We start from the raw sequence: 20,209 nt of genomic DNA, 5'->3' as shown, positions 1-20,209 counted from the left end.
GCCCCCGCGGCCCGGCGGCCCCCCCGCGGCTGGTCGCCCTGCGCGGCGGGCTCGCCGGCACCGGGCCGCCGGAACTCGGCGGCGTGCCGGCGAAGGACTGGCCGGACGCGTGCTCCCTGCTCAGGAAGCCCGATCTGGCCGCGGCGCGCCTGACCGGCTACGTCACCGGGCCGCGCCGCGCGTCGGCCGGGTCGGTGCGCCTTCCGCACCCGGTGTCCTGCACGTACACGCCGCGCGGCGGCAGGCGCGACCCGGCCGGGTCCGGCGCGCGTGTGTCGCCGTCGCCCAAGCCGAGCGCGACGGGCTCGGCCACGCCAGATCCCTCCGCCGGGCCGCGGGAGGGCGGCCCGGAGCGCGACGACGGCCCGGAGGCCGCCGTCACCGGCCTCACGGTGAGCGTCCGCTGGGTGGCCGACACCGACGCGGCGGCGTCGCGGATGCTGGAGTCGCTGCAGGCCGCGCAGGCGCAGGCCCGGCGGCGGCGCGACATCGGGGGCGACGAGGCCTACGAGATCGGCCCGACCGCCGGGATGATCGCGCTGCGGGTCGGCCGGTGCGTGGTGATGGTCGAGGCGAACCGCCCGCCGGGAGCCGCCGCCCGCCTGGCCCGGTCCGTCGCCTACCGCCTGCGCCACCTGTCCGAGGCCCCGTCCTGACCGGGCCCGCCGCCCGTCCCCGCCGGGCGGCTCAGAACTCGGGGACGGGCTCGGCCTCGGGTTCCGCGACGGCCGTGGGGGAGCGGCCCGCCCACGCCTCCAGTTGGGCGACGAAGCGTTCGGCGTGGACGGGCCAGTGGAACCGCTCCCGGGCGGCCTCGTAGCCGCGCCGGCCGAACGCGGCGCGCAGGACGGGGTCGTCCCGCAGCCGCAGGACCGCCTTGGCGGCGGCCTCCGGGGCGCCGAACGGGACGATCACCCCGCACTCGGCGGGCTCCACGATGCCCACGGCCGGCGGGTTCGGCGTGCTGATCACCGGGATGCCGCGGGCCATGTACTCGACGACCTTCGTCGGCATGGAGTGCCGGTAGTTCGGCTCGTCGTGCAGCAGCGCGAGCCCGGCCATCGCGCCCTCGGCGATGCGCAGCGCCCGGTCGTTCGGGACGAACCCGTACCAGCGCACGATCCCCTCGCGCTGCGCCGCGCGCAGGGCGTCCCGGACGTCGGCGTCGGCCGCGCCGATCAGCTCCACCAGCACGCCCTCGGCGGCCAGCGTCCGGGCCATCTCGATCATGTCGAGGGCGCCGCGGGCCCGCGAGAGCTGCCCGACGTAGACGGCGCGGCGGCCGTCCGGCGGTCCGGGCGGCAGGTCGGACACGTAGGTGGTGTTGGGCACGACCGGGTGGTCCTCGCGGAACCGGTCCCGGTAGCCCTCCTCGGCGAGCAGCAGCCGGTGCCGCCGCTCGGTGCGCCGCTCCAGGCGGCGCACGGCCGGGCGCAGGAGGGGGCGGGCCGGCCCCGGCACCCAGCCCTTGGCGGACAGGGCCGCGGCGGTGTCCTCGTGGACGTCCCAGACGACCGTGCGGCCCTGGAGTTCGCTCGGGAGCGACACCAGCAGCTCGGGGTCGTGCAGGAGGACCACGTCGGCGTACGCGGCGTGCTCGGCGAGCGCGCGGTGGGCGGCGCGCAGGGCCCGGACCCGGCGCCGTCCGGTGGCCCGCGGGACGTCCACCGGGCTGATCTGGCGCCACGGGGTCGCGTTGCACGCCCGGAAAGGGGCGATGTAGGTGACCTCGTGGCCGGCGTCGAGCAGGGCGCGTATCTGCCGGTGCAGAATGCGCGCGTCTTCGGGGTGGTGCACGACCGTGCAAACGCAGACCCGCATCACACTCACTCCGCAACGTCCGATTCGTCCATCACCGGCGAGTCTCGGGTGCCGATGGAAATTGCCGATGAATTCCCGCTGTCCGGGGCGTGGACGCTGCCGGGCTACTCTTCCCCGAACGAAAGGGAAGGCCGCCGGTCACGCGGAACCCGCCGATGGGAAAAGCCCTGTCAAAGAAGCCCGCCACCGAAATGCGCCCGCCGGTCACAGGAGCTCGACGGTGTCCTGCTGGACGTTGCGCGTCCGGCCGCGGGTGTCGAACAGCAGCCGGGCGTGCCGCGCCAGGGTCGCCGCGTCGTAGGCGGCGTGGTCGGCCAGCACGATCGCCAGGTCCGACGCCTCCAGGGCGGCGGCCAGGTCGTCCCCGGCGGACGGCACCGGCTCGCCGTCCACCTCCCACAGGGTGACGAACGGGTCGTGGAACGACAGGTCGGCGCCGAGGCGGGCCAGCCGCCGCGCCACCGGCCGGGCCGGCGACTCGCGCTGGTCGGCGATGTCGGCCTTGTAGGTGACGCCGAGCAGCAGGACCCTGGCGCCCTTGAGCGCGCGTCCCTCCCGGTTGAGCAGCTGCTGGGCGCGTTCCGCGACGTACCGGGGCATCCGGTCGTTGATCTCCTGGGCCAGCTCCACGAACCGGAACGGGTAGCCCAGCGAGCGGACCTTGTAGGACAGGTAGTTCGGGTCGATCGGGATGCAGTGCCCGCCGACGCCCGGCCCCGGCCGGAACGCCTGGAACCCGAAGGGCTTGGTGGCCGCGCAGTCGATGGCGTCCCACAGGTCGATGCCGAGCTCGTTGCAGAACACCGCCATCTCGTTGACCAGCGCGATGTTGACGTGCCGGTAGGTGTTCTCCAGCAGCTTGGCCATCTCGGCCTCGCGCGTCCCCTTGGCCTCCACGACCCGGTCGACGAACTTGCCGTAGAACGCCGAGGCCGCCGACGCGCAGGCCGGGGTCAGCCCGCCGACGATCTTCGGGGTGTTGCGGACGCCGTAGACCGGGTTGCCGGGGTCGATCCGCTCCGGCGAGAACGCCAGGTGGAACTCCTCCCCGGCGACCAGGCCGGACGTCTCCAGGATCGGCCGCACGACCTCCTCGGTCGTGCCCGGGTAGGTGGTGGACTCCAGCACCACGAGCGTCCCGGGCTCCAGGTGGCGGGCGACGGTCTCGGCCGCGCCGCGCACCGCGGTCAGGTCCGGTCCGCCCTCCGGCGAGAGCGGCGTCGGGACGCAGATGACCACGGTGCGGGCGCCGTCCAGGACGTCCTCGTGCAGGCTCGGGGCGAACCCCGCCCGCAGCATGTGCTCGACCTCGTCCGCCGACACGTCGTCGACGTGCGACATCCCGGCCTTGAGGCCGGCGACCACGCGCGCGTCCCGGTCGAGCCCGCCGGCCCGCAGGCCGGCCCGGCAGGCCTCCCGCACGAGCGGCAGCCCCACGTATCCGAGTCCGATGACCACGAGATCCACGCGGCAGCCCCCTTCGATCTATGTGCTCTGGCGTGTCGGGAAGCGATAGGCGGCCCGGTATCCGGCCGTCACGGCGCGCCAGGTCCGTTCCGCCGCGACCCATTCACGGGCCGACCGCCCGATTTTCTGTCTCCTTTCGGGACTGTAAGCCAGATCTTCCAGGCAATTCGCCCAGGCTTCCGGGTCTTCCGGAACTGTTAACGCCCCCGTCACGCCCGGTTCCACGATTTCGCGAAGAGCCTTGACATCACTGGCTATAACGGGGATTCCCCCCGCCATGGCCTCGATCGGTTTCAGAGGCGTCACCAACTGGCACACCCGGTCCGCCCGGCGCGGAACCGCGAAGACATCGAGGACGGCGTGGTACTGGCGAACGGACTCCATCGGCACCCGGCCGGTGAACACGGCGTGGACGCCGCGTTCGGCCGCGCGCCGTTCGAGCGCGCCGCGCTCGGGGCCGTCCCCGACCAGCAGGAGGGTGACCGGAACGCCCCGCTCGCGCAGCAGGGCGGCGGCGTCGATGAGCGTGTCGATGCCCTCGTAGCCGTAGAACGACGACGTCAGGCCGGCGACGGTGGCGCCGCGGTCGATCCCGAGCCGCTCGCGCAGGCCGGAACCGTCCGGGAGCGGCGCGAGGAACGCCTCGTCCACCCCGTTCGGCACCGTGAAGATCTTCTCCGCGGGGACGCCGCGGGAGGCGATCTCCGCGCGCATCGCCTCGCCGAGCGTCACGACCGCGTCCGCCTCGGCCATCCGGCGGGTCTCCAGCTCGCGGGTCAGCCGGTAGAACTCGTCGTCCTCGCTGTGCGCGGGGTCGCGGGACAGCCAGGAGTCCTCCAGGAAGCCGCGCACCTCGTACACGACCGGGACGCCGTGGCGGCGTCCGAGCTCCAGCGCGACGGCCGCGTTCAGGTGGTTGCTGACCGCGTGCAGGACGGACGGCCTCAGCTCCTCGACCAGCCGTCCGGCGAGGTCGGCGCTCTTCACCACGGTGTCGCGCGGATCCGTCCGCGGGAACCACGGCAGCAGCCGGTGGTAGGGGACGCCGTCCACGTCCACGCGGGCCCGCCCGTCGGCGATGCCCTGGCTGAGCGGGTATCCGAGCCGGGTCACGATGTGGGGATCGAGCCCCATCTCGCGCTGGGCGAGGGCGATCCGGTGCGTCCGGACGGTGTACCCCGCGTTCGTGCGCGGCAGGGCGTTGGTCACGAACTGCAGGACGGTCGTGCCCTGGACGGCCCGTCGCGCACGCGTGGGCGCGGGTTCGGCGAGCAGGAGCCGCAGGTCCCGCGTCTCGCGTCCCACGTCCCGGGGCTTCGGCACGACGAGGCGGGAGCGCCGCAGCCGGGCGCCGAGCGGGGTCCGGGCGGCCAGCCGCACGGCGAGCCGCGACGCCCTCCCGGGGTCGTCGCGGAGCTGCCGCCAGGCGAGTCCGGCCAGGTAGACGGTTTTCTTCACGGGTTCGTCGGCCACAGGCCGGACGGTAGGGAACCCCGATGAACAGAAGGGAAATTGTGTTGGCACCCATCGTGCACGTCCTCGGGGCGAGGCCCAACTTCGTCAAGGCGGCGCCGGTGATTTCGGCGCTCGCCGCGGCGGGCGCCGAGCAGGCGGTGATCCACACCGGCCAGCACTACGACGCGCGGATGTCGGAGATCTTCTTCGACCAGCTCGGGCTTCCCGAGCCCGACGTCAACCTCGGCGTCGGCTCGGGCGGCCACGCCGAGCAGACCGCCGCGCTCATGATCGGGCTGGAGAAGGAGTTCACGGGTCGTTCACCCGCGCTCGTCATCGTGTACGGCGACGTGAACTCGACGATCGCCGCCGCCCTCGTCGCGGCCAAGCTGCACATCCCGGTCGCCCATGTGGAGGCCGGGCTGCGCAGCTTCGACATGACGATGCCGGAGGAGGTCAACCGCAGGATCACCGACCAGCTCTCCGCGCTGTGCCTGGTCACGAGCCCGGAGGGGATCGGCCACCTGGCCGCGGAGGGCGTCGCGGTGGAGCGGGCGCACCTGGTCGGCAACCCGATGATCGACACGCTGCTGGCCAACCTGGACCAGTTCGACACGGCCGCCGTGCGGGCGGCGCACGGGCTGCCGGAGCGCTACGTCCTCGCGACCATGCACCGGCCCGCGAACGTCGACGCGCCGGAGACGGCCGCGGCCCTCGTCCGGCGCCTGCACGGCGTCGCCGACCTCGCCGACCTGGTCATCCCCGTCCACCCGCGCGGGCGGGCGAACCTGCTGGCCGCCGGGCTGGACGAGCACGACCGCGTGCACATCCTGGAGCCGCTCGGGTACATCGACTTCATCGCGGCCGTCCGGGGGGCGGCGGCGGTCGTCACGGACTCGGGGGGCCTCCAGGAGGAGACGACGATCCTCGGGGTGCCGTGCCTGACCGTCCGCCCCAACACCGAGCGGCCGATCACGATCACCCACGGCACGAACCGGCTCGTCACGTTCGAGGAGCTGGTGCCGGGGGTCCGCAAGTGCCTGGAAGGGGGAGCGGCGGCCGCGGGCGGGCCGGGCGAGCGCAGGCCCCCGCTGTGGGACGGCCACGCCGGCCCCCGCATCGCCGAAGTGATCATGGAGTTCCTGGGTGAGTGACGAGGACAAGAACGCCAAGGCCTACCAGCAGCTCGGGCGGCTGAAGTCCACGCTGCGCGAGCGGGAGGCGCGCCTGGACGAGATGGAGAAGCGGCTCGCGGCCCTGGAGGCCTCGACGGCCGTCCAGTTCGGGCGGCTGGTCGCGGGCGCGGCGCGCAACCCCAGGCGCGGCAAGCGGCTGCCGCGGGAGCTGTACCGGCTCTGGCGCAAGCGCAGCGCCCCGGTCTCGGCCGCGGCGCGCGCGACCGGCGGCGGCGTCCAGCCCGACCGCGTCGAGCGGCCCGAGGACCGGCTGCTCGTCGCGGGGCCCTGCGACGTACCGATCATCGCGGGGGTGCTCGCGCCCGGCACGGCCGCCGTCCTCGCCGGGCACGCCAGGGTCGTCGCCCTCTACCCGCACGACGCCGCGATCGCCCTCGAGACCGCCGACGTGGACGCGCTCGTGGTGGACGCGGCGGCCGGCGAGCCCGGCGGGCCGTGGGCCTACCTGGGCGTCCCCGGCATGTACGACCGCGATCTGGCGCTGCACGAGATCCGCCGGATCGCCGCGGCCCGCTCGCTCCCGCTCGTCCTGTGGGGCGAGGCGCCGCCCGCCACCCTGGCGTCCCTGCACTGGGACGCGACCGCCACCGCGCCCGCCGGGCTCGTCCGCCTCCTCGACCCGGCGCCGTCGCCGGAAGCCGGTGGGGGCCCCGCCGCGACGAGCGGTGCCACCACGAGTCCGGCCCGTTGAAAGGAACCACCGTGCGACCACGTGCCCTCGTCTACGGCGACGTCGACCTCAACATCATCGACGGGTCGGCCATCTGGGCCCAGGGCATGGTGCAGGCCCTGGCCCGCGCCGGCTGCGAGGTGACCCTGGTCCTCAAGGCGCCCGTCCGGACGGGCCGGCTCGTCGACCCGCTGCGCGCCCTGCCCGGCGTCACCGTCCGCAGCCCGCACGCCGAGGGACTGTTCGAGGGCCCCGCCGGCATGGCCGCGCGGCAGGCCGCCGGGGTGCTCGCCCGCGTCGACGAGGAGGACCCGCACGACCTCGTCGTGGTGCGCGGCCGCATCCTCGCGGGCAAGCTCGCCGCCGGGCCGATGGCCGGGCGGCTCTGGACGTACCTCACCGACGTCCCGCAGTCGGCCGCGGAGTTCACCGCCTCCGCCAAGGGCGACCTGCGCCGGATCGCCGACGCCTCCCGCGTCCTGCTCTGCCAGACCGAGGAGCTGCGCGGGTTCCTGGAGAGCGCCGTCCCGGCGACGGCCGGCAAGAGCGTGCTGTTCCCGCCGGTCGTCGTGCTCCCGGACGGCCTGGAGACGCGCGGCCCCGGCCCCTCCAACGGCCCGCTGCGCCTCGTCTACACCGGCAAGTTCGCGCCCCGGTGGAACACCTACGAGATGACGTCCCTCCCGCGCCTGCTGGCCATGCGCGGCGTGGACGCCGAACTGCACATGGTCGGGGACAAGATCCACGATGATCCGTCCGATCCCGGCTTCGCGTCCCGGATGAGGACCGCGCTGGAGACGGGCGAGGGCGTCGTCTGGCACGGCGGCCACCCGCGGGCCGAGGCGATGCGCCTCACCGCCGCCGGCGACGTGGGCCTGTCCTGGCGCGACGCCTCCATGGACGCCAGCCTCGAACTGTCCACGAAGGTGCTGGAGTGCGGGACGCTCGGCGTCCCGGTCGTCCTCAACCGCACCCCGATGCACGAACGGCTCCTCGGGACCGACTACCCGCTGTTCGCGGCCACCGAGGACGACGTGCTCGACGCCCTGACGCTCATCGGCAAGAACCCGGAGATCTTCACGCTCGCCGCGGACCGCTGCCGCGCGGCGGCGGCGGAGTTCACCCTCGACGCGGCCGCCGCCCGCCTGCGCGGCTACCTGGCGCAGGCGTTCCCGGAGCCCTCCGAGAAGGTCCTCGCCGTGAAGGGGCGCCGCCTGCGCGTCGGGGTGGCGGGCCACGACCTGAAGTTCTTCTCCCGCCTGCTGGACTACCTGCGCTCCCGTTCCGACCTGGAGGTCCGCGTCGACCACTGGGCCGCGCTGAAGGCCCACGACGAGGAGCGCAGCCAGGCCCTGGTCGACTGGGCGGACGTCATCGTCTGCGAGTGGTGCGGCCCGAACGCCCTCTGGTTCGCCCGGCGCAAGCGCCCGGACCAGCGCCTCGTCGTGCGCCTGCACCGGTTCGAGCTGTACGCGGGCTGGCCGAAGCAGCTCGACATCGGCGCCGTCGACCGGGTCGTCTGCGTCAGCCCCCACTACGACGCGCTGACCCGCGAGATCACCGGCTGGCCCGCCGAGAAGGTCGTCACGGTCCCGAACTGGGTGGACGACGCGCAGCTCGACCGCGCGAAGCTCCCCGGCGCCGAGCACCACCTCGGGATGATCGGCATCGCCCCGTCCCGCAAGCGCCTGGACCTGGCCCTCGACGTGGTCGAGGAGCTCCGCCGCGACGACCCGCGCTTCACCCTCTTCGTCAAGTCCAAGCTCCCCTGGGAGTACTGGTGGATCTGGCAGAAGGACGAGGAGCGAGCCCACTACGAGGAGGTCTTCCGCCGCATCCGGCGCTCCCGCCTCCTCTCGGGCGGCGTCGTCTTCGACTCCTACGGGCGCGACGTGGCCTCCTGGCTGCGCCGCATCGGCTGGGTGCTGTCCACGAGCGACGACGAGAGCTTCCATCTCGCGCCGGCCGAGGGCATGGCCTCGGGCGCCGTCCCGGCCCTGCTGCCCTGGCCCGGCGCCGAGACCATCTACCAGCGCCGCTGGATCCACGACGACACCTCCGCCATGGCCGCGTCCATCGCCACCACGGTCTCGCTGGGCCGCTGGCAGGACGACGCCGAGCAGGCCCGCGCCCAGGTGAAGGCCGCCTACGGCCTGGACGAGGTCTGCCGCCAGTGGACGGACCTCCTCACCGGCTAGGCCGCTCCCTCCGCGACGGGCCGTCGCGCCGGGTGAAGGACGGCCCGGGAGGGGCCGTCCAGAGAGAAAGTCCCCGCGGCGGCGCCGCGGGGACCTCTCCGGTGGTACGGGTCAGCCGGAGCTGCCGACGACCGCGCCGGCCTGGGCGGGCTCGGCGGGAAGCTCGGCGCGGTGGGACTCGATCTTGGCGTTGAGCTTGGCGAGGCTGCGGCTGTAGTCCCGGCTGGAGAGCCAGAACTTGTAGATGATGATCAGCTCGAAGGCCAGCAGGCCGACGCCGCTGAGGACCACCACGGGGATGATGGCGCCCGGCACGATGGCGGCGGCGATCGGGGCGACGATGAACACGCCCATCTGGAACTCGATGCCGCTGATCAGGTGGGGGCGGATGCGGCCCGCCATCAGGACGTTGCGGATGCGGGCGTACCAGGGGAAGCGCTGGTTGAAGCCCGCCTGGAGGACGGCGGCGTTGGGGTCGTCGCCGACGACGCGGTTCTCCGCGTCGGCCTCGGGGTCCTCGGTGAGCGCCTCCGCGGAGCGCAGGTCCTCGTCGGCCTCCACCAGGTCGCCGTTGGCGCGGCGGGCCGCGAGTTCGAGCGCCTGGGCCTCCTCGCGGGCCGCGCTGAGGGTGGTCCGCATCTGCGAGCGGACCTTGTAGATCTCCAGCGCGTCCATGTAGCGCAGCATGTCGAGGAAGACGACGGCGAGCGCCGTCCAGACGTAGGCGACGTTGCCGGTGGCGGCGTACTGGCCGGCCATCAGGGCGATCGCGCAGGCCAGGACGCGGACGCGGTCGAAGATGTAGTCGAGCCAGGCGCCGAACACCGAGCCGGTGCCCTTCAGCCGGGCGACCTTGCCGTCCATGCAGTCGAGGGTGAACGACAGGTGGTACAGCAGCGCGCCGGCGAGCAGCCACGGCCAGGACGCGACGGCGAAGCAGGCGCCGGCGGCGAGGCCGAGGACGAGCGCGCCGACGGTGAGCTGGTTCGGCGTCACGCGCGTCCTGTTCGCCGTGAACTTGACGAGCCTGGCGGCCAGCGGGTCGACCAGCAGCACGGTCCACCAGGCGTCACGCGCCTTGTACGTCCGTTGCCGAACGTCGTCGAGCGTGAAGTTCGCCATGGGGTTCCTTTCGTTCGCGGAGCGGTCTGATCGTATCGGCTGTCCGGTTCCGGTCACCGGGGATCTCCCGGATCGTGATCGTCCGGTCACATGACGATCAGCGCCGCGGGTAAGGGACGCAGAATGCGCGTGCGTCCCCTCGCTCCCCACCTGCCGTTCGCCGGAGTCCTCGCCGTCGCGGTCTGGATCCGGGCCGTCGCCGTCCTCGCCTATCCGGCTCCCCTGTGGTTCGGTGACTCGCCCGGGTACCTGGAGGCCGCGGTCGCGTTCCGGCCGGACCCGACGCGTCCCAGTGGATATCCGATCTTGCTGTGGCTGCTCAAGCCCTTCCACAGTTTCGGCCTGATGGTCTCCGTGCAGCACGCCGTCGGGGTGCTGACCGGTGTGCTGGTCTACGCCCTGGTCTGGCGTGCGGGACGGGCGGCCCTGCCCGTCGAGGACGGGAAGCCGTGGCGGGTGTGGCTGCCCGGCGCGACCGCGGCGCTGCTGACCGTCCCGGTGCTGATCCCCGCGCACCAGATCGCCCTTGAGCACATGCTCATGTCGGACTCGCTGTTCGCGTTCCTGCTGCTCGCGGCGGTGGCGGCCGTGCTGTGGCGTCGCCGGCCGGCCTGGTGGCTCGGCGCCCTGGCCGGGGTGCTCACGGCGTGCGCGACGCTCACCCGGACGGCGGGACTGCCGCTGATCGCGCTGGTCCTCCTCGCGATGCTCGTCAGGAGGGCGGGCCGGACGGCCTGCGCGGCGGCGGCCCTCGCCTTCGTCCTGCCCGTCGCCGGCTACATGGTCTGGTTCCACGCGGAGTACGGCCAGTACAAGCTCGCCAAGGCCGACCAGGTGTTCCTGTACGGGCGCACGGCCGCGTTCGCCGACTGCCGGGTGATCAGGCCCCGGCCCGAGCTGGCGATCATGTGCCCGAAGCGGAGCGACCCCCGGATCTCCCGGTCGTTCTCGGTCATGTGGACGCCCGACTCCCCGTTCCGCCGCATCCCGGGCTGGGTCTACGGCGAGGAGGGCAACCGGCTCGCGGGCGAGTTCGCCTGGGCCGCGATCAAGGCGCAGCCCGCCGGCTACGCGGAGGTCGTCGTCCGCGACACCCTGCGGGCGTTCGCCTGGCGACGGCAGCCGTACCCCACGCCGTGGACGTGGCTCCAGTACGAGTTCCCCGAGGGCGAGGCGTGGAGCGACAGGCAGGCGCGCCTCGCCGGGCGGTACGGCGGCGACGGCGAGACCCGGGTCGTGCGGCCGTGGTCGGGGGTCGTCCTCGCTTACCAGGACCACCTGGTCATGCCCGGCACGATCCTCGGCGTCCTGCTCCTCGGCGGGCTCGCCGGGGCCGTCCCCCACGCGCGGTCGAACGGGCGGTGGCGCCTCGCCCGGCCCGTCCGGCACTGGACGGCGGGCGCGCTGCTCCCGTGGGGGACGAGCCTGGCGCTGCTGGTGATCCCCGCCGCGACCGCCGACTTCGACTACCGCTACGTCATGCCCGCCGTCCCGTTCGCGTGCGTCGCGCTCGGGCTGGCGCTGTTCCCGCCGCGCCGCCCGCCGCGCGTGCCCGCGCCGCGGAAGGAGTCCCGGCCGGCCCGGGCGAAGATCGAAGCCGAGTCCGGCTAGCGCCGCCCGGTGTCGCGGCGCGGGGCGGCGAGCAGCCCGGCGAGCATCCGCTCCCAGCGCGCGGCGACGGCGGACACGGCGAACCGCTCGGCCGACGCGACGGCGTTCGCCGCCATCGCGCGCCTCAGCTCCTCGTCGTCGATCAGCCGGATCAGCGTCTCGGCGAGCGCGCCGGAGTCCCCGGGCGGGACGAGCAGCCCGTCCGCCCCGTCGGTGATGATCTCGCGGGGCCCGTGCGGGCAGTCGAAGGCGACCACCGGCAGCCCGCACGCGAACGCCTCGATGATCGTCATGCCGAACGGCTCGGCGCGCGAGGGCAGCGCGAGGACGGACGCCTTGGCCAGCTCGCCCTCCATGTCGCGGGCCGGCTCCAGCATCCGCACGTGGTTGTAGAGGCCGAGGCGCGTGGCCCGGCGGCGCATCTCCTCGCGGCGCGGCCCCTCACCGTGGACGCGCAGCCGCCACCGCGGATGCTTCTCCACGACCTTCGCGAACGCGTCCAGCAGCAGGTCGAACCCCTTGATCCAGACGATCCGGCCCGCCGCCACGACCACCCGGTTCTCCTGCCGCGACCGCGGATGCACCCGAGGGGGCAGCCCGTTGCCGATCGTGTGGACGGGGCACGAGCCGGCGGGCAGCAGGCGCTCGTAGTCCGCGGTGTCGGCGGCCGTCAGGCAGGTGAGGGCGTCCAGCCGCGGGTACCCCTCCTCGATCTCGGCGAGGATCCCGGCGTCGTTGATGCCGAGCTGGAGGTGCTCCTGCCCGACCACGACGACCTCGGCCGGCGCCAGCCGCGCCGCCATCAGGTTGAGCCCGGCGCGGGTGGTGACCAGCACGTCCGTGCGCGGCCGGCGCAGGAAGCGGGCGAGTCTCTCGTCCGTCCAGGCGGAGTACTTGGAGAAGCTGCGCTCCTCGGGATGGACCATCCGGCTCGGCTCGTCCATGAGCCGCCCGGCGCGCGCGGCGTGCGGCCACGCGGCCTTCGCGCCCGGCCGGACGTCGACCAGGGCGCGTCGTCGAGGAACGTGGCGAGGCGGGCGTGGACGTCGCCCGCGTCGAGCCAGAGGTCCCACAGGGAAGGCTCCCACCGGGTGAACGCGCGGACGTCCAGGCGGGCGTCGAACGCGGTCCCGTCGAGCCGGGCGCTCCACGTCTCCCTGCCGCCGCCCTCGCGCGCGACCGCGACCAGCCGGGCGGCCCCGCCCGGGCGCGGCCCGGCGTAGGCCGGCCATCCGGTGATCCCGATCTCGCCGTCGAGCGGGTGCACCTCCTCGACCTCGGCGTGCGGGACGACCTCGCGGACGTCGAGCACGGCCCGCCCGTCCGGCAGCCGCACGACGCGGACGGCCCGGTCCCGTGCCCGTCCGGCGTACTCGCGCAGGCCGTCGAAGGAGAACCCGGGATCGTCGGTCACCAGGGGGTGGTCCGCGCCGAGCAGGACATCCCACCTGCCGGGCGCCAGCCCCGCGACCGTGAGGACGGCGGAGCGCCGGTCGTCCGAGAGCGGCCCGGCGCGGACCTCCCCGGACCTCTCGTGGCGCAGGACGATCCGCTCGCCTTCCGCCGCCGGCCGGGGCCAGCGGATGCGCAGGGCGTCGTCCGCGCCGACCCTGCAATGGTCGGCCACCCCGCGGGCGTCCGACTTCTCACAACGGTCGGGAATCGTGGTCACGGCCCAGTCGCCTTCCCCGATGACGCTTACCGGACTGTGCCGTCCGCGCCGAAGACGCGGTCGACGGCACGGGAGGCGGCATGCCCGTCGTCGAGAGGGCAGAAACGCGCGACGAAGTCCTTGTAGCGGTCGCGATAGCCGTCCATGGCGGACTCCGCGTCGCGGACCGCCTCGATGAGGTCGTCGGAGGTCTCCACGAGCGGCCCCGGGGACTCGGCCTCGAAGTCGAAGTAGAAGCCGCGCAGCCGGTCACGGTAGTCGGCGAGGTCGTAGGTGAAGAACAGCATGGGCCGGCCGGTGTTGGCGTAGTCGAACATCACCGACGAGTAGTCGCTGATCAGCACGTCGGAGATCAGGTACAGCTCGGTGATGTCGGGATAGGCCGAGACGTCGCGGACGAAGCCGTGGCCGTCCTCGCGGACGCCGTCCACCACGTTGGTGTGCAGCCGCACCAGCAGGACGTGGTCGTCGCCGAGCGCGGCGCGGGCCCGCTCCAGGTCGATCCGCATGTCGAACCGGTAGCGGCCCCGGCTGTAGTACTGGTCGTCCCGCCACGTCGGCGCGTACAGGACGACCCGCTTGCCCTCGGGGATGCCGAGCCGGGCCCGGACCCGCGCGGCGACCGCGTCGGCCTCCGGGCTGTACAGCAGGTCGTTGCGGGGGTAGCCGACCTCCAGCATCTCCCCCTTGAACGCGAACGCGCGACGGAAGATTTCCGTGCTGAACGGGTTGGGGGACAGCAGGTGGCTCCACTCGGGCAGGGAGGGCCCGGGGTCCTTCGAGCGCGACTGGAGCGCCTTCCTCATGCCCGGCGCGTAGGCGAAGTGCACCTCCTTGATGTCCCCGCCGATCTTCTTCAGCGGCGTGCCGTGCCAGGTCTGCAGGACGACCTGGTCCGGGTGCCGCCGGAACGCGTCGCCCAGCCGGTGGTTCGTCACGATGTAGCGGGACGCGGCGAGCGCCTCGTGCCACTCCCTGCCGTGCAGCCGGACGGGCCGCAGCGTGTCCGGCAGCTCCACCTGCGCGTCGTTGACGACCCAGAGCTGCTCCAGGCCGGAGTCCCGGCGCATCAGCTCCTCGTGGACGGCCTTCGGGCTGTCGGAGTACTGCCGCCCGTTGAAGCACGAGAACAGGACGGCGTCGCGCAGCCCGTCGCGGTCGGCTCGGCGGCGCGCCTCCTCCCGGTACCTGGCGCCGGCGCTCTTCTCCTCCGGCGGCACGTCGCCCGTCACCGCCACGGCGAGCAGCCCGTCGCGCGCCTCCAGGGCGTAGCCGCGCCGTGCCACCTCCAGCGGCCCGGGCAGGCCGTCCTGCGCCTCCGCCGACAGCCGGACGGTCAGCGCCCGCCCGCCCGGGGGCCGGAACAGCACGTCCCAGCGGCCGGGCCGCAGCGGCAGGACGCCCGCGACGCCCGGCACGGCCGCGACCGGGATCTCCCCGCGCAGGCGCCCCAGCGCCGGATCGGGGACGAGGTCGAACGCGTACTCCTTGCGGTGCCATCGGCCGCGCAGCACGATCTGGCCACCGGCGTGCGCGGGATGCGCAGCGGTCAGGACGAGGGTCCCGTCCGGCCGCCAGGCGCAGGCGTCGACGGAGAGCCGCGCCGTGGTGCGCCGGACGCGCAGGTAGCCGCCGGGCCCGCGGCCCGCGGCGACCTCCAGCGGGCCGAACGTCCGCCGGACGTCCTCGACCCCTTCGGCGAGCACCAGGGGGCGGCCCGCGACCCGGACCGTCCAGTCGCGGGTGTCGTCGATCTCCTCCTCCGGCGGCGGGGATCCTTCGAGGGACTCCGGGGAGACGCGGGCGACGTACCGGCCGCCGGACGCGGTGACCGGCACGTCGACGCGGTCGTCGCCCAGCGTCAGCGACAGGCCGTCCGGCGCCTCGTCCGCCTTCACCTCGACGACGAGCGTGCCGCCGTCCCAGGACAGCGCGACCGCCGCCGACCGGACCCGCTCGACCTCGATGACGAGGCGGCCGTCCTCGATGCGCGGGACGACGCGCACGTCGTCGGCGACGTAGCGGTAGGGCGGATGCGCGCCGCTGCCGGAGCCGCCGCCGCGCAGCGGCCCCCGCCGGAACACGCCCGCGTTGAGCACCGACGCCTCGACCGACCAGACCCCCTCGACCCATTTCCTGCGGTCGCGGAGGCGAGCCGCGTCGAGGGCGAACGCGAAGCCGGACCAGCCCGACCGCTTCCCGGGCGCCGGCGCCTGCCGGGCCCGTGCGAGGATCCTCCGGCCGCCGGACCGCAGCGTGATCGCCTTCACCGACGTCCAGCGGCGCCGCATGCTGACGGAGTTGATGTAGGCCTCGCCGGTGACGGTGAGCCGGTCGCCGTCCCAGCCGACCGCGTGGACCCGGCCCCGCATCCCCAGCTCGCCGCGGGCCCGGTACACCTCGCGCGGGACGCCGACCTCGGCGTCCTTCCAGTACGGGTAGACGACGTACCGGCGCAGCGGGTCGCGGACGATCGACGGCGAGGCCTTCCCCCGCTCGTACCGGACCACCTTCACCAGCTCGCTCGTGCGCCCGGCGGAGGCGAGATGCCACTTCAGCCGGGTCAGCGCCGGGACGCCGGCGAGCAGCTTGGCGGGCAGCTCGGACGCGTACGCGGCGGCCTGCGCGACGACCTGCTCGCGCTCGTCGCCGGGCAGGTCCGGCAGCGCGTCCAGGAACACCCGCAGCTCCTCGGCCGCCGCGAGCGCCTGGAGCCGCCGCCGGGACCGGGCGTGGCCGTGCTCGCCGAGCCAGGCGACCGCGAGGGCGACGGCGCCAAACCCGTCCGCGATCTCCTGCGCCTCCGTGGTGGCGGGGAACCGCTCGCCCCGCCGGCGCAGGACGACGCCGGGCAGCACGTCCACGCCCTCCGCGAGGTGCAGCGCCCGCACCGCCGGGAGCAGGTCGTCGTAGCGGCCGAGGTCGGGGAACTCCAGCCCGTGCGACGTCCAGAACGACCGCCGGAACAGCTTCCCGCCGACCCCGCGCTCGCGGACGAGGCCGGGGGTGCGCCGCACGTCCGTGCCGGTGGCCGGGGCGAGGGACGGCTCGGCGGGCCGCCACTCCGGCGCCCGCTCCGGCCCGCGGCGGACGGCCTCGCGGCCGAGCGCGATGTCGGAGCCGGACGACTCCAGCGCCGCGGCCAGCGACGCGAGGGCCTCCGCCGGCAGCTCGTCGCCGCCGTCCACGAACAGCAGGAAGTGGCCGTCGCTCTCCGCGGCGCCGAGGCCGCGCGCCGCGCCCCGGCTGAGCGCGCCCCGCCGCACGACGCGGAACCGCTCGTCGGGCAGCACGGCCCCGGCGGCGGCGCCCGCGCCGTCGTCCATCACCAGGACCCGCAGGTCCGCGTGCGACTGGCCCGCGATCGACGCGAGGGTGCCGCCGAGCGACTCTCCGGCTCCGTGCGCGAGCACGACGACGCTGATCCTGCTGGAGGGCAAGCGACCCACTCCTTCGGCGTGACGGGGGTGTGCGCCGGACGGCGCCGCGGCGGGCCCGGCGCGGGGCCTACTGCGGCGGGTTCGGGATCTTCTCGCCGAGGAACATGCGGCGCACGGCGCGCTCGGCCGCCTGCCCGTCGTCCCACGGGCAGAAACGCGCCCTGAAGTTCGCGCGGTTCTTCGCGGCGGCGTCGCCCCACGCCGCCCCGGACGTGAACGCCTCGACCAGCTCGGCCTCGGTCGCGGCGACGACGCCGGGAGGGGTCGCCGTCAGGTCGAAGTTGACCCCGCGGGTGAGCCGGTAGGTCTCCCAGTCGTTGGCGTAGATCACGATCGGCCGGTCGAGGTTGGCGTAGTCGAACATCACCGAGGAGTAGTCGGTGAGCAGCGCGTCCGAGGCGATCATGAGGTCCTCGACGGACGGGTGCCTGGACACGTCGATGACCCGGCCCTCCGGCCAGCCCAGGTCCGCCGCCATGTTCTTGATCTTGTAGTAGTAGTGCGCCCGCAGCAGCAGCACGTGCCCCTCGCCGAGCGCCTCCGCGACCCGCCCGATGTCGAACATGGGGGTGTAGCGGCGCTGGTAGTCGCGGTGCGTCGGCGCGTACAGGATCGCGGTCGCGCCGGCGGGGACGCCGAGCTCCGCGCGCAGCCGGGTGCGCTCGTCCTCGTCCGCGGCGACGAGCCGGTCGTTGCGCGGGTAGCCGATCTCCAGCATCTCGTAGTCGCAGGGGAACCCGCGCTCCCACGCCTCCGTCGACAGCGGGTTGGACGAGACGAGGTAGTCCCAGCGGTCCGACCGGGCGATGAGGGCCTTGAAGTCCATGTCGTTGGCGCCGACCGGATACTCCATCTGGTCGAGGCCCATCTTCTTCAGCGGCGTCCCGTGCTGCGTCATCATGTGCACCTGCCCCGGCCGCTTCACGTAGTTGTCGGGGAAGTTGACGTTGTTGACGAAGTACTTCGCGCGGGCCAGCGTCCGGTAGTACTCGGCGGAGCCGGCGACGACGTAGTCGACGCCCTCCGGCATCGTCCTGCGGGCCCTGGGCTTGACGACCCACACCGGGCGGACGTCCGGGGCCAGCTCGCGGACCTTCTCGTAGATCGCCGCCGGATTGCAGGCGTACCCGCGGTACCAGTACGCGGCGAAGACGGCGAGGTCATCCTCGATCGGGAGGCGCCGCTGCATCTGGTAGTAGCGCTCCTTGGCGAGCTCCTTGCCCAGCAGCACGCCGCGCCTGCGGAGCTTGGCGGCCTTCCCGCCCCGGCCCCGCGCCTTGTCCTTGGCCTCGGCGGCGCGGACCCGCTCGAAGCCCCGGTGGTCGCCCGCCTTGATCATGCGGTGCTTGTCGGCGAGGAACGGCTTGTCGTCGGGGGGGACGTGCCCCGCCGGCTCGTACCTGTTGTACGTCTTCGACATCTCCGCGAAGAAGCGCGCCTTCTCCGACTCGTGGACGCGGTCGGGCCGCTCGATGATGACGAGCAGGTGCCAGATCGTCCGGTTGAACATCAGCGTGCGGAACGGGTCGGCCTTCGCCCCCATCCCGTCCATGAACTCGAAGATGCGGTCGTACTGCGCGAACGCGTCGAAGTGCTTGGCGCTCGCGGTCTTGGTGATCGCTCCGCGGCGGCGCTGCCGGTAGATGTAGCAGACCCGGTCCAGCAGGCTCAGGCGCTCGGCGGCCATCAGGATCGGGTAGGTGACGTTGACGTCCTCGTAGTAGCCGCCGCTGAAGCGCAGCCCGAGGTCGAGCAGGAACTCGCGGCGGATCGCCTTGTTCCACGCCGTCATCATCATCTCGAGGACGCTCGGCCGCTCCGCCAGGGTGAACACGTCCGGCGCGGGGGGCTCGCGGAACAGGTCGTTGATGATGCTGCGCTTGACCTTGCCGTTCCAGTAGGCACGGGCGTAGTCGAAGACCAGCACGTCGGGGCGGGTCTCGGCGAGCCGGTCGCAGATGGCGCGGACGGCGCCCTCGGTCGCGTAGTCGTCGCTGTCGAAGAACCAGACGTAGTCGCCGGTCGCCATGTCGAGCCCGATGTTGCGGGCGCGGCCGAGGCCGACGTTCTCGGCGAGGTGCCGGACCTTGACGCGCGGGTCGCGCTCGGCGAACTCGTCGAGGATCTCACCGCAGCCGTCCGGCGAGTGGTCGTCGACGGCGATGACCTCAAGATGGGGAAGATCCGGATCAAGGATCGAATCAAGGCATTGCCGGATGTACCCCTGCACTTTGTGCACGGGCACGATGATGCTCAGGGAAATATCGTGATCAGAGCTCACGCGAAGGCCAATCAACTACTCGGTGATTCTGGACTATACCCACAGGTCGGGGTTGAACCTCAGGTCCTGGCGGGCGCGGGTCGAAGGAGCCACCGCGCCTCGGGTTCGACCGCCCACCGGGTGGCCCGCCGCACGGGGGCGGTGGCGAGGGCGACGCCGAGCGCGGCGGCGGCCACGGTGACCGAGACGATGCCGAACGGCTCGTGCAGGACGGGCTCGTCCAGCACGCCGGTGTAGTCGAACGTCTTCATGACGAGGCCGTGCAGCAGGTACACGTACATGGTCCGCGTCCCCATCTCGGTGTACCAGGCTCGGTCGCGCGGGATGCTCGCGAGGAAGGCGGCGCCGAGGAGAACGGCGAAGGCAAGGGCCACGAGCCGCCACATCATGCCTTCGACGGTGCCGAACCCCATGGCATCGTAACCCTGGTTCCAGTAGAGCAGACCGCTGTCGATCCTCGGGACGACCGTGCCGAGCTCCCAGACGTAAGCGACGGGGAGGGCGGCGGCCAGCACGGCGAGCCCGGCCCACCGCGCCCATCCGGCGCGCAGCCGCCGCACGTGCCGCGGGTCGACGGTCAGCCCGAGGACGAAGAGCGGCAGCAGTCCGGCGGTCCGGCTGAGCGTGGAGTCGGCGGTGAACGCCCAGCTCCCGCCGACGAGGCAGAACGCCACCGAGACGGCCACCGGATGGCGCAGGTGCCCCCACAGTGGTGCGCTCAGCCGCCAGAACACGAGCGCCACCAGGAACCACATCAGGAAATGCGGCCGGAAGAGCTCGCTCAGCCGGAACTGCACTCCGTTGATGAGCATCAATTGCGCCCGGTAGAGGAGGATGAATATCACATAAGGGACGACGAGCGTGGGGAGAACGCTGCGGAACTTGTCCGTCGAGCGCATGAATCCCCGGGAGAAATAGCCGGAAATAAAAACGAAGACCGGCATATGGAAAGCGTAGAGCACGACATAGGCGGCGTGGGCCGCGCGGCTGTCCCCGAACTGGGACCAGAAGTGCCCGACCACGACGAGCACGGCCGTGAAGAACTTGGCGTTGTCGAAGTACGCGTCCCGGGGGCGGGGCGCCGGCTTCGGCGGTGCCGCCGGGTCGGGCGCGGGGCGGGGAGCGGGGACGGGCGGCGCCTCGGGCAGGGCGAGCGCACTGCCCGTGGCGGAAGGCGCACTGCCCGTGGCGGATGGCGGGGTGGGGAGGACGTCGGACATATCTCCGGGGGGTCGGGTACTGCGGGAGCGGGGTTAGGAGCGGGAGCGGGGGAGCG

13 protein-coding genes and 1 pseudogene are annotated in these 20,209 nt (G+C 73.5%); 5 read left to right on the top strand and 9 right to left on the bottom strand.

What is annotated here, in order from left to right; translation table 11 throughout:
* Positions 1-656, top strand: a pseudogene (locus ABWI04_RS27315) (hypothetical protein); the annotation flags it as partial.
* A 31-nt stretch (positions 657-687) separates the two neighbouring features.
* On the opposite strand, the gene ABWI04_RS27310 reads toward ABWI04_RS27315, so the two are convergent.
* The 3 genes from ABWI04_RS27310 to ABWI04_RS27300 all read right to left on the bottom strand — a co-directional run bounded on the left by ABWI04_RS27310 (position 688) and on the right by ABWI04_RS27300 (position 4,761).
* Entirely contained in the window at positions 688-1,821 is a 1,134-nt protein-coding gene (locus tag ABWI04_RS27310; protein WP_353834233.1) for a glycosyltransferase family 4 protein, read from the bottom strand.
* Positions 1,822-2,025: 204 nt separating this feature from the next.
* Positions 2,026-3,288, bottom strand: coding sequence for a nucleotide sugar dehydrogenase (locus tag ABWI04_RS27305; protein ID WP_345177663.1), 1,263 nt, complete (start codon positions 3,286-3,288; stop codon positions 2,026-2,028).
* A gap of 18 nt (positions 3,289-3,306) precedes the next feature.
* Entirely contained in the window at positions 3,307-4,761 is a 1,455-nt protein-coding gene (locus ABWI04_RS27300; RefSeq protein WP_353834232.1) for a glycosyltransferase family 4 protein, read from the bottom strand.
* Between the two features lie 23 nt (positions 4,762-4,784).
* Here ABWI04_RS27300 and wecB point away from each other — a divergent pair, with 23 nt between their 5' ends.
* The 3 genes from wecB to ABWI04_RS27285 all read left to right on the top strand — a co-directional run bounded on the left by wecB (position 4,785) and on the right by ABWI04_RS27285 (position 8,807).
* A complete protein-coding gene (wecB, locus tag ABWI04_RS27295; protein WP_378190685.1) occupies positions 4,785-5,897 on the top strand; it encodes a non-hydrolyzing UDP-N-acetylglucosamine 2-epimerase in 1,113 nt (370 codons plus the stop codon).
* The gene (locus ABWI04_RS27290; protein WP_353834231.1) at positions 5,890-6,630 is read left to right on the top strand and encodes a serine/threonine-protein kinase; all 741 of its coding nucleotides are present in this window, start codon (positions 5,890-5,892) and stop codon (positions 6,628-6,630) included. Before wecB ends, ABWI04_RS27290 begins: the two co-directional genes overlap by 8 nt.
* An 86-nt stretch (positions 6,631-6,716) precedes the next feature.
* Positions 6,717-8,807 carry a glycosyltransferase family protein gene (locus ABWI04_RS27285; protein WP_353834236.1) on the top strand — a complete coding sequence of 697 codons (2,091 nt, stop codon included), beginning with the start codon at positions 6,717-6,719 and terminating at the stop codon, positions 8,805-8,807.
* 111 nt (positions 8,808-8,918) lie between these two features.
* Here the strand turns inward: ABWI04_RS27285 and ABWI04_RS27280 are convergent, their stop codons facing one another.
* Complete coding sequence (locus ABWI04_RS27280) at positions 8,919-9,929, bottom strand: CDP-alcohol phosphatidyltransferase family protein (protein ID WP_345177670.1); 1,011 nt, start codon at positions 9,927-9,929, stop codon at positions 8,919-8,921.
* Between the two features lie 123 nt (positions 9,930-10,052).
* Between ABWI04_RS27280 and ABWI04_RS27275 the strand changes: the two genes are divergently transcribed.
* A complete protein-coding gene (locus ABWI04_RS27275; RefSeq protein WP_353834230.1) occupies positions 10,053-11,540 on the top strand; it encodes a hypothetical protein in 1,488 nt (495 codons plus the stop codon).
* On the opposite strand, the gene ABWI04_RS27270 is transcribed toward ABWI04_RS27275, so the two are convergent.
* The 5 genes from ABWI04_RS27270 to ABWI04_RS27250 all read right to left on the bottom strand — a co-directional run bounded on the left by ABWI04_RS27270 (position 11,537) and on the right by ABWI04_RS27250 (position 20,153).
* Entirely contained in the window at positions 11,537-12,343 is an 807-nt protein-coding gene (locus ABWI04_RS27270; RefSeq protein WP_353834235.1) for a glycosyltransferase, read from the bottom strand. The genes ABWI04_RS27275 and ABWI04_RS27270 overlap by 4 nt on opposite strands.
* Positions 12,343-13,212, bottom strand: coding sequence for a hypothetical protein (locus tag ABWI04_RS27265; RefSeq protein ID WP_353834229.1), 870 nt, complete (start codon positions 13,210-13,212; stop codon positions 12,343-12,345). Before ABWI04_RS27265 ends, ABWI04_RS27270 begins: the two co-directional genes overlap by 1 nt.
* Before the next feature lie 26 nt (positions 13,213-13,238).
* Positions 13,239-16,652 carry a bifunctional glycosyltransferase/CDP-glycerol:glycerophosphate glycerophosphotransferase gene (locus ABWI04_RS27260; RefSeq protein ID WP_353834228.1) on the bottom strand — a complete coding sequence of 1,138 codons (3,414 nt, stop codon included), beginning with the start codon at positions 16,650-16,652 and terminating at the stop codon, positions 13,239-13,241.
* Positions 16,653-16,719: 67 nt separating this feature from the next.
* Positions 16,720-18,897, bottom strand: coding sequence for a bifunctional glycosyltransferase/CDP-glycerol:glycerophosphate glycerophosphotransferase (locus ABWI04_RS27255; RefSeq protein WP_353834227.1), 2,178 nt, complete (start codon positions 18,895-18,897; stop codon positions 16,720-16,722).
* Between the two features lie 95 nt (positions 18,898-18,992).
* Entirely contained in the window at positions 18,993-20,153 is a 1,161-nt protein-coding gene (locus ABWI04_RS27250) for an acyltransferase family protein (protein ID WP_353834226.1), read from the bottom strand.
* Between the last annotated feature and the right edge of the window lie 56 nt (positions 20,154-20,209).

This window comes from Actinomadura sp. NPDC000929 (assembly GCF_040492065.1).
GTDB lineage: Bacteria > Actinomycetota > Actinomycetes > Streptosporangiales > Streptosporangiaceae > Spirillospora > Spirillospora verrucosospora.
Note: the sequence above shows the minus strand (reverse complement) of the source record. Positions and strands in the feature narration are given on the sequence as shown.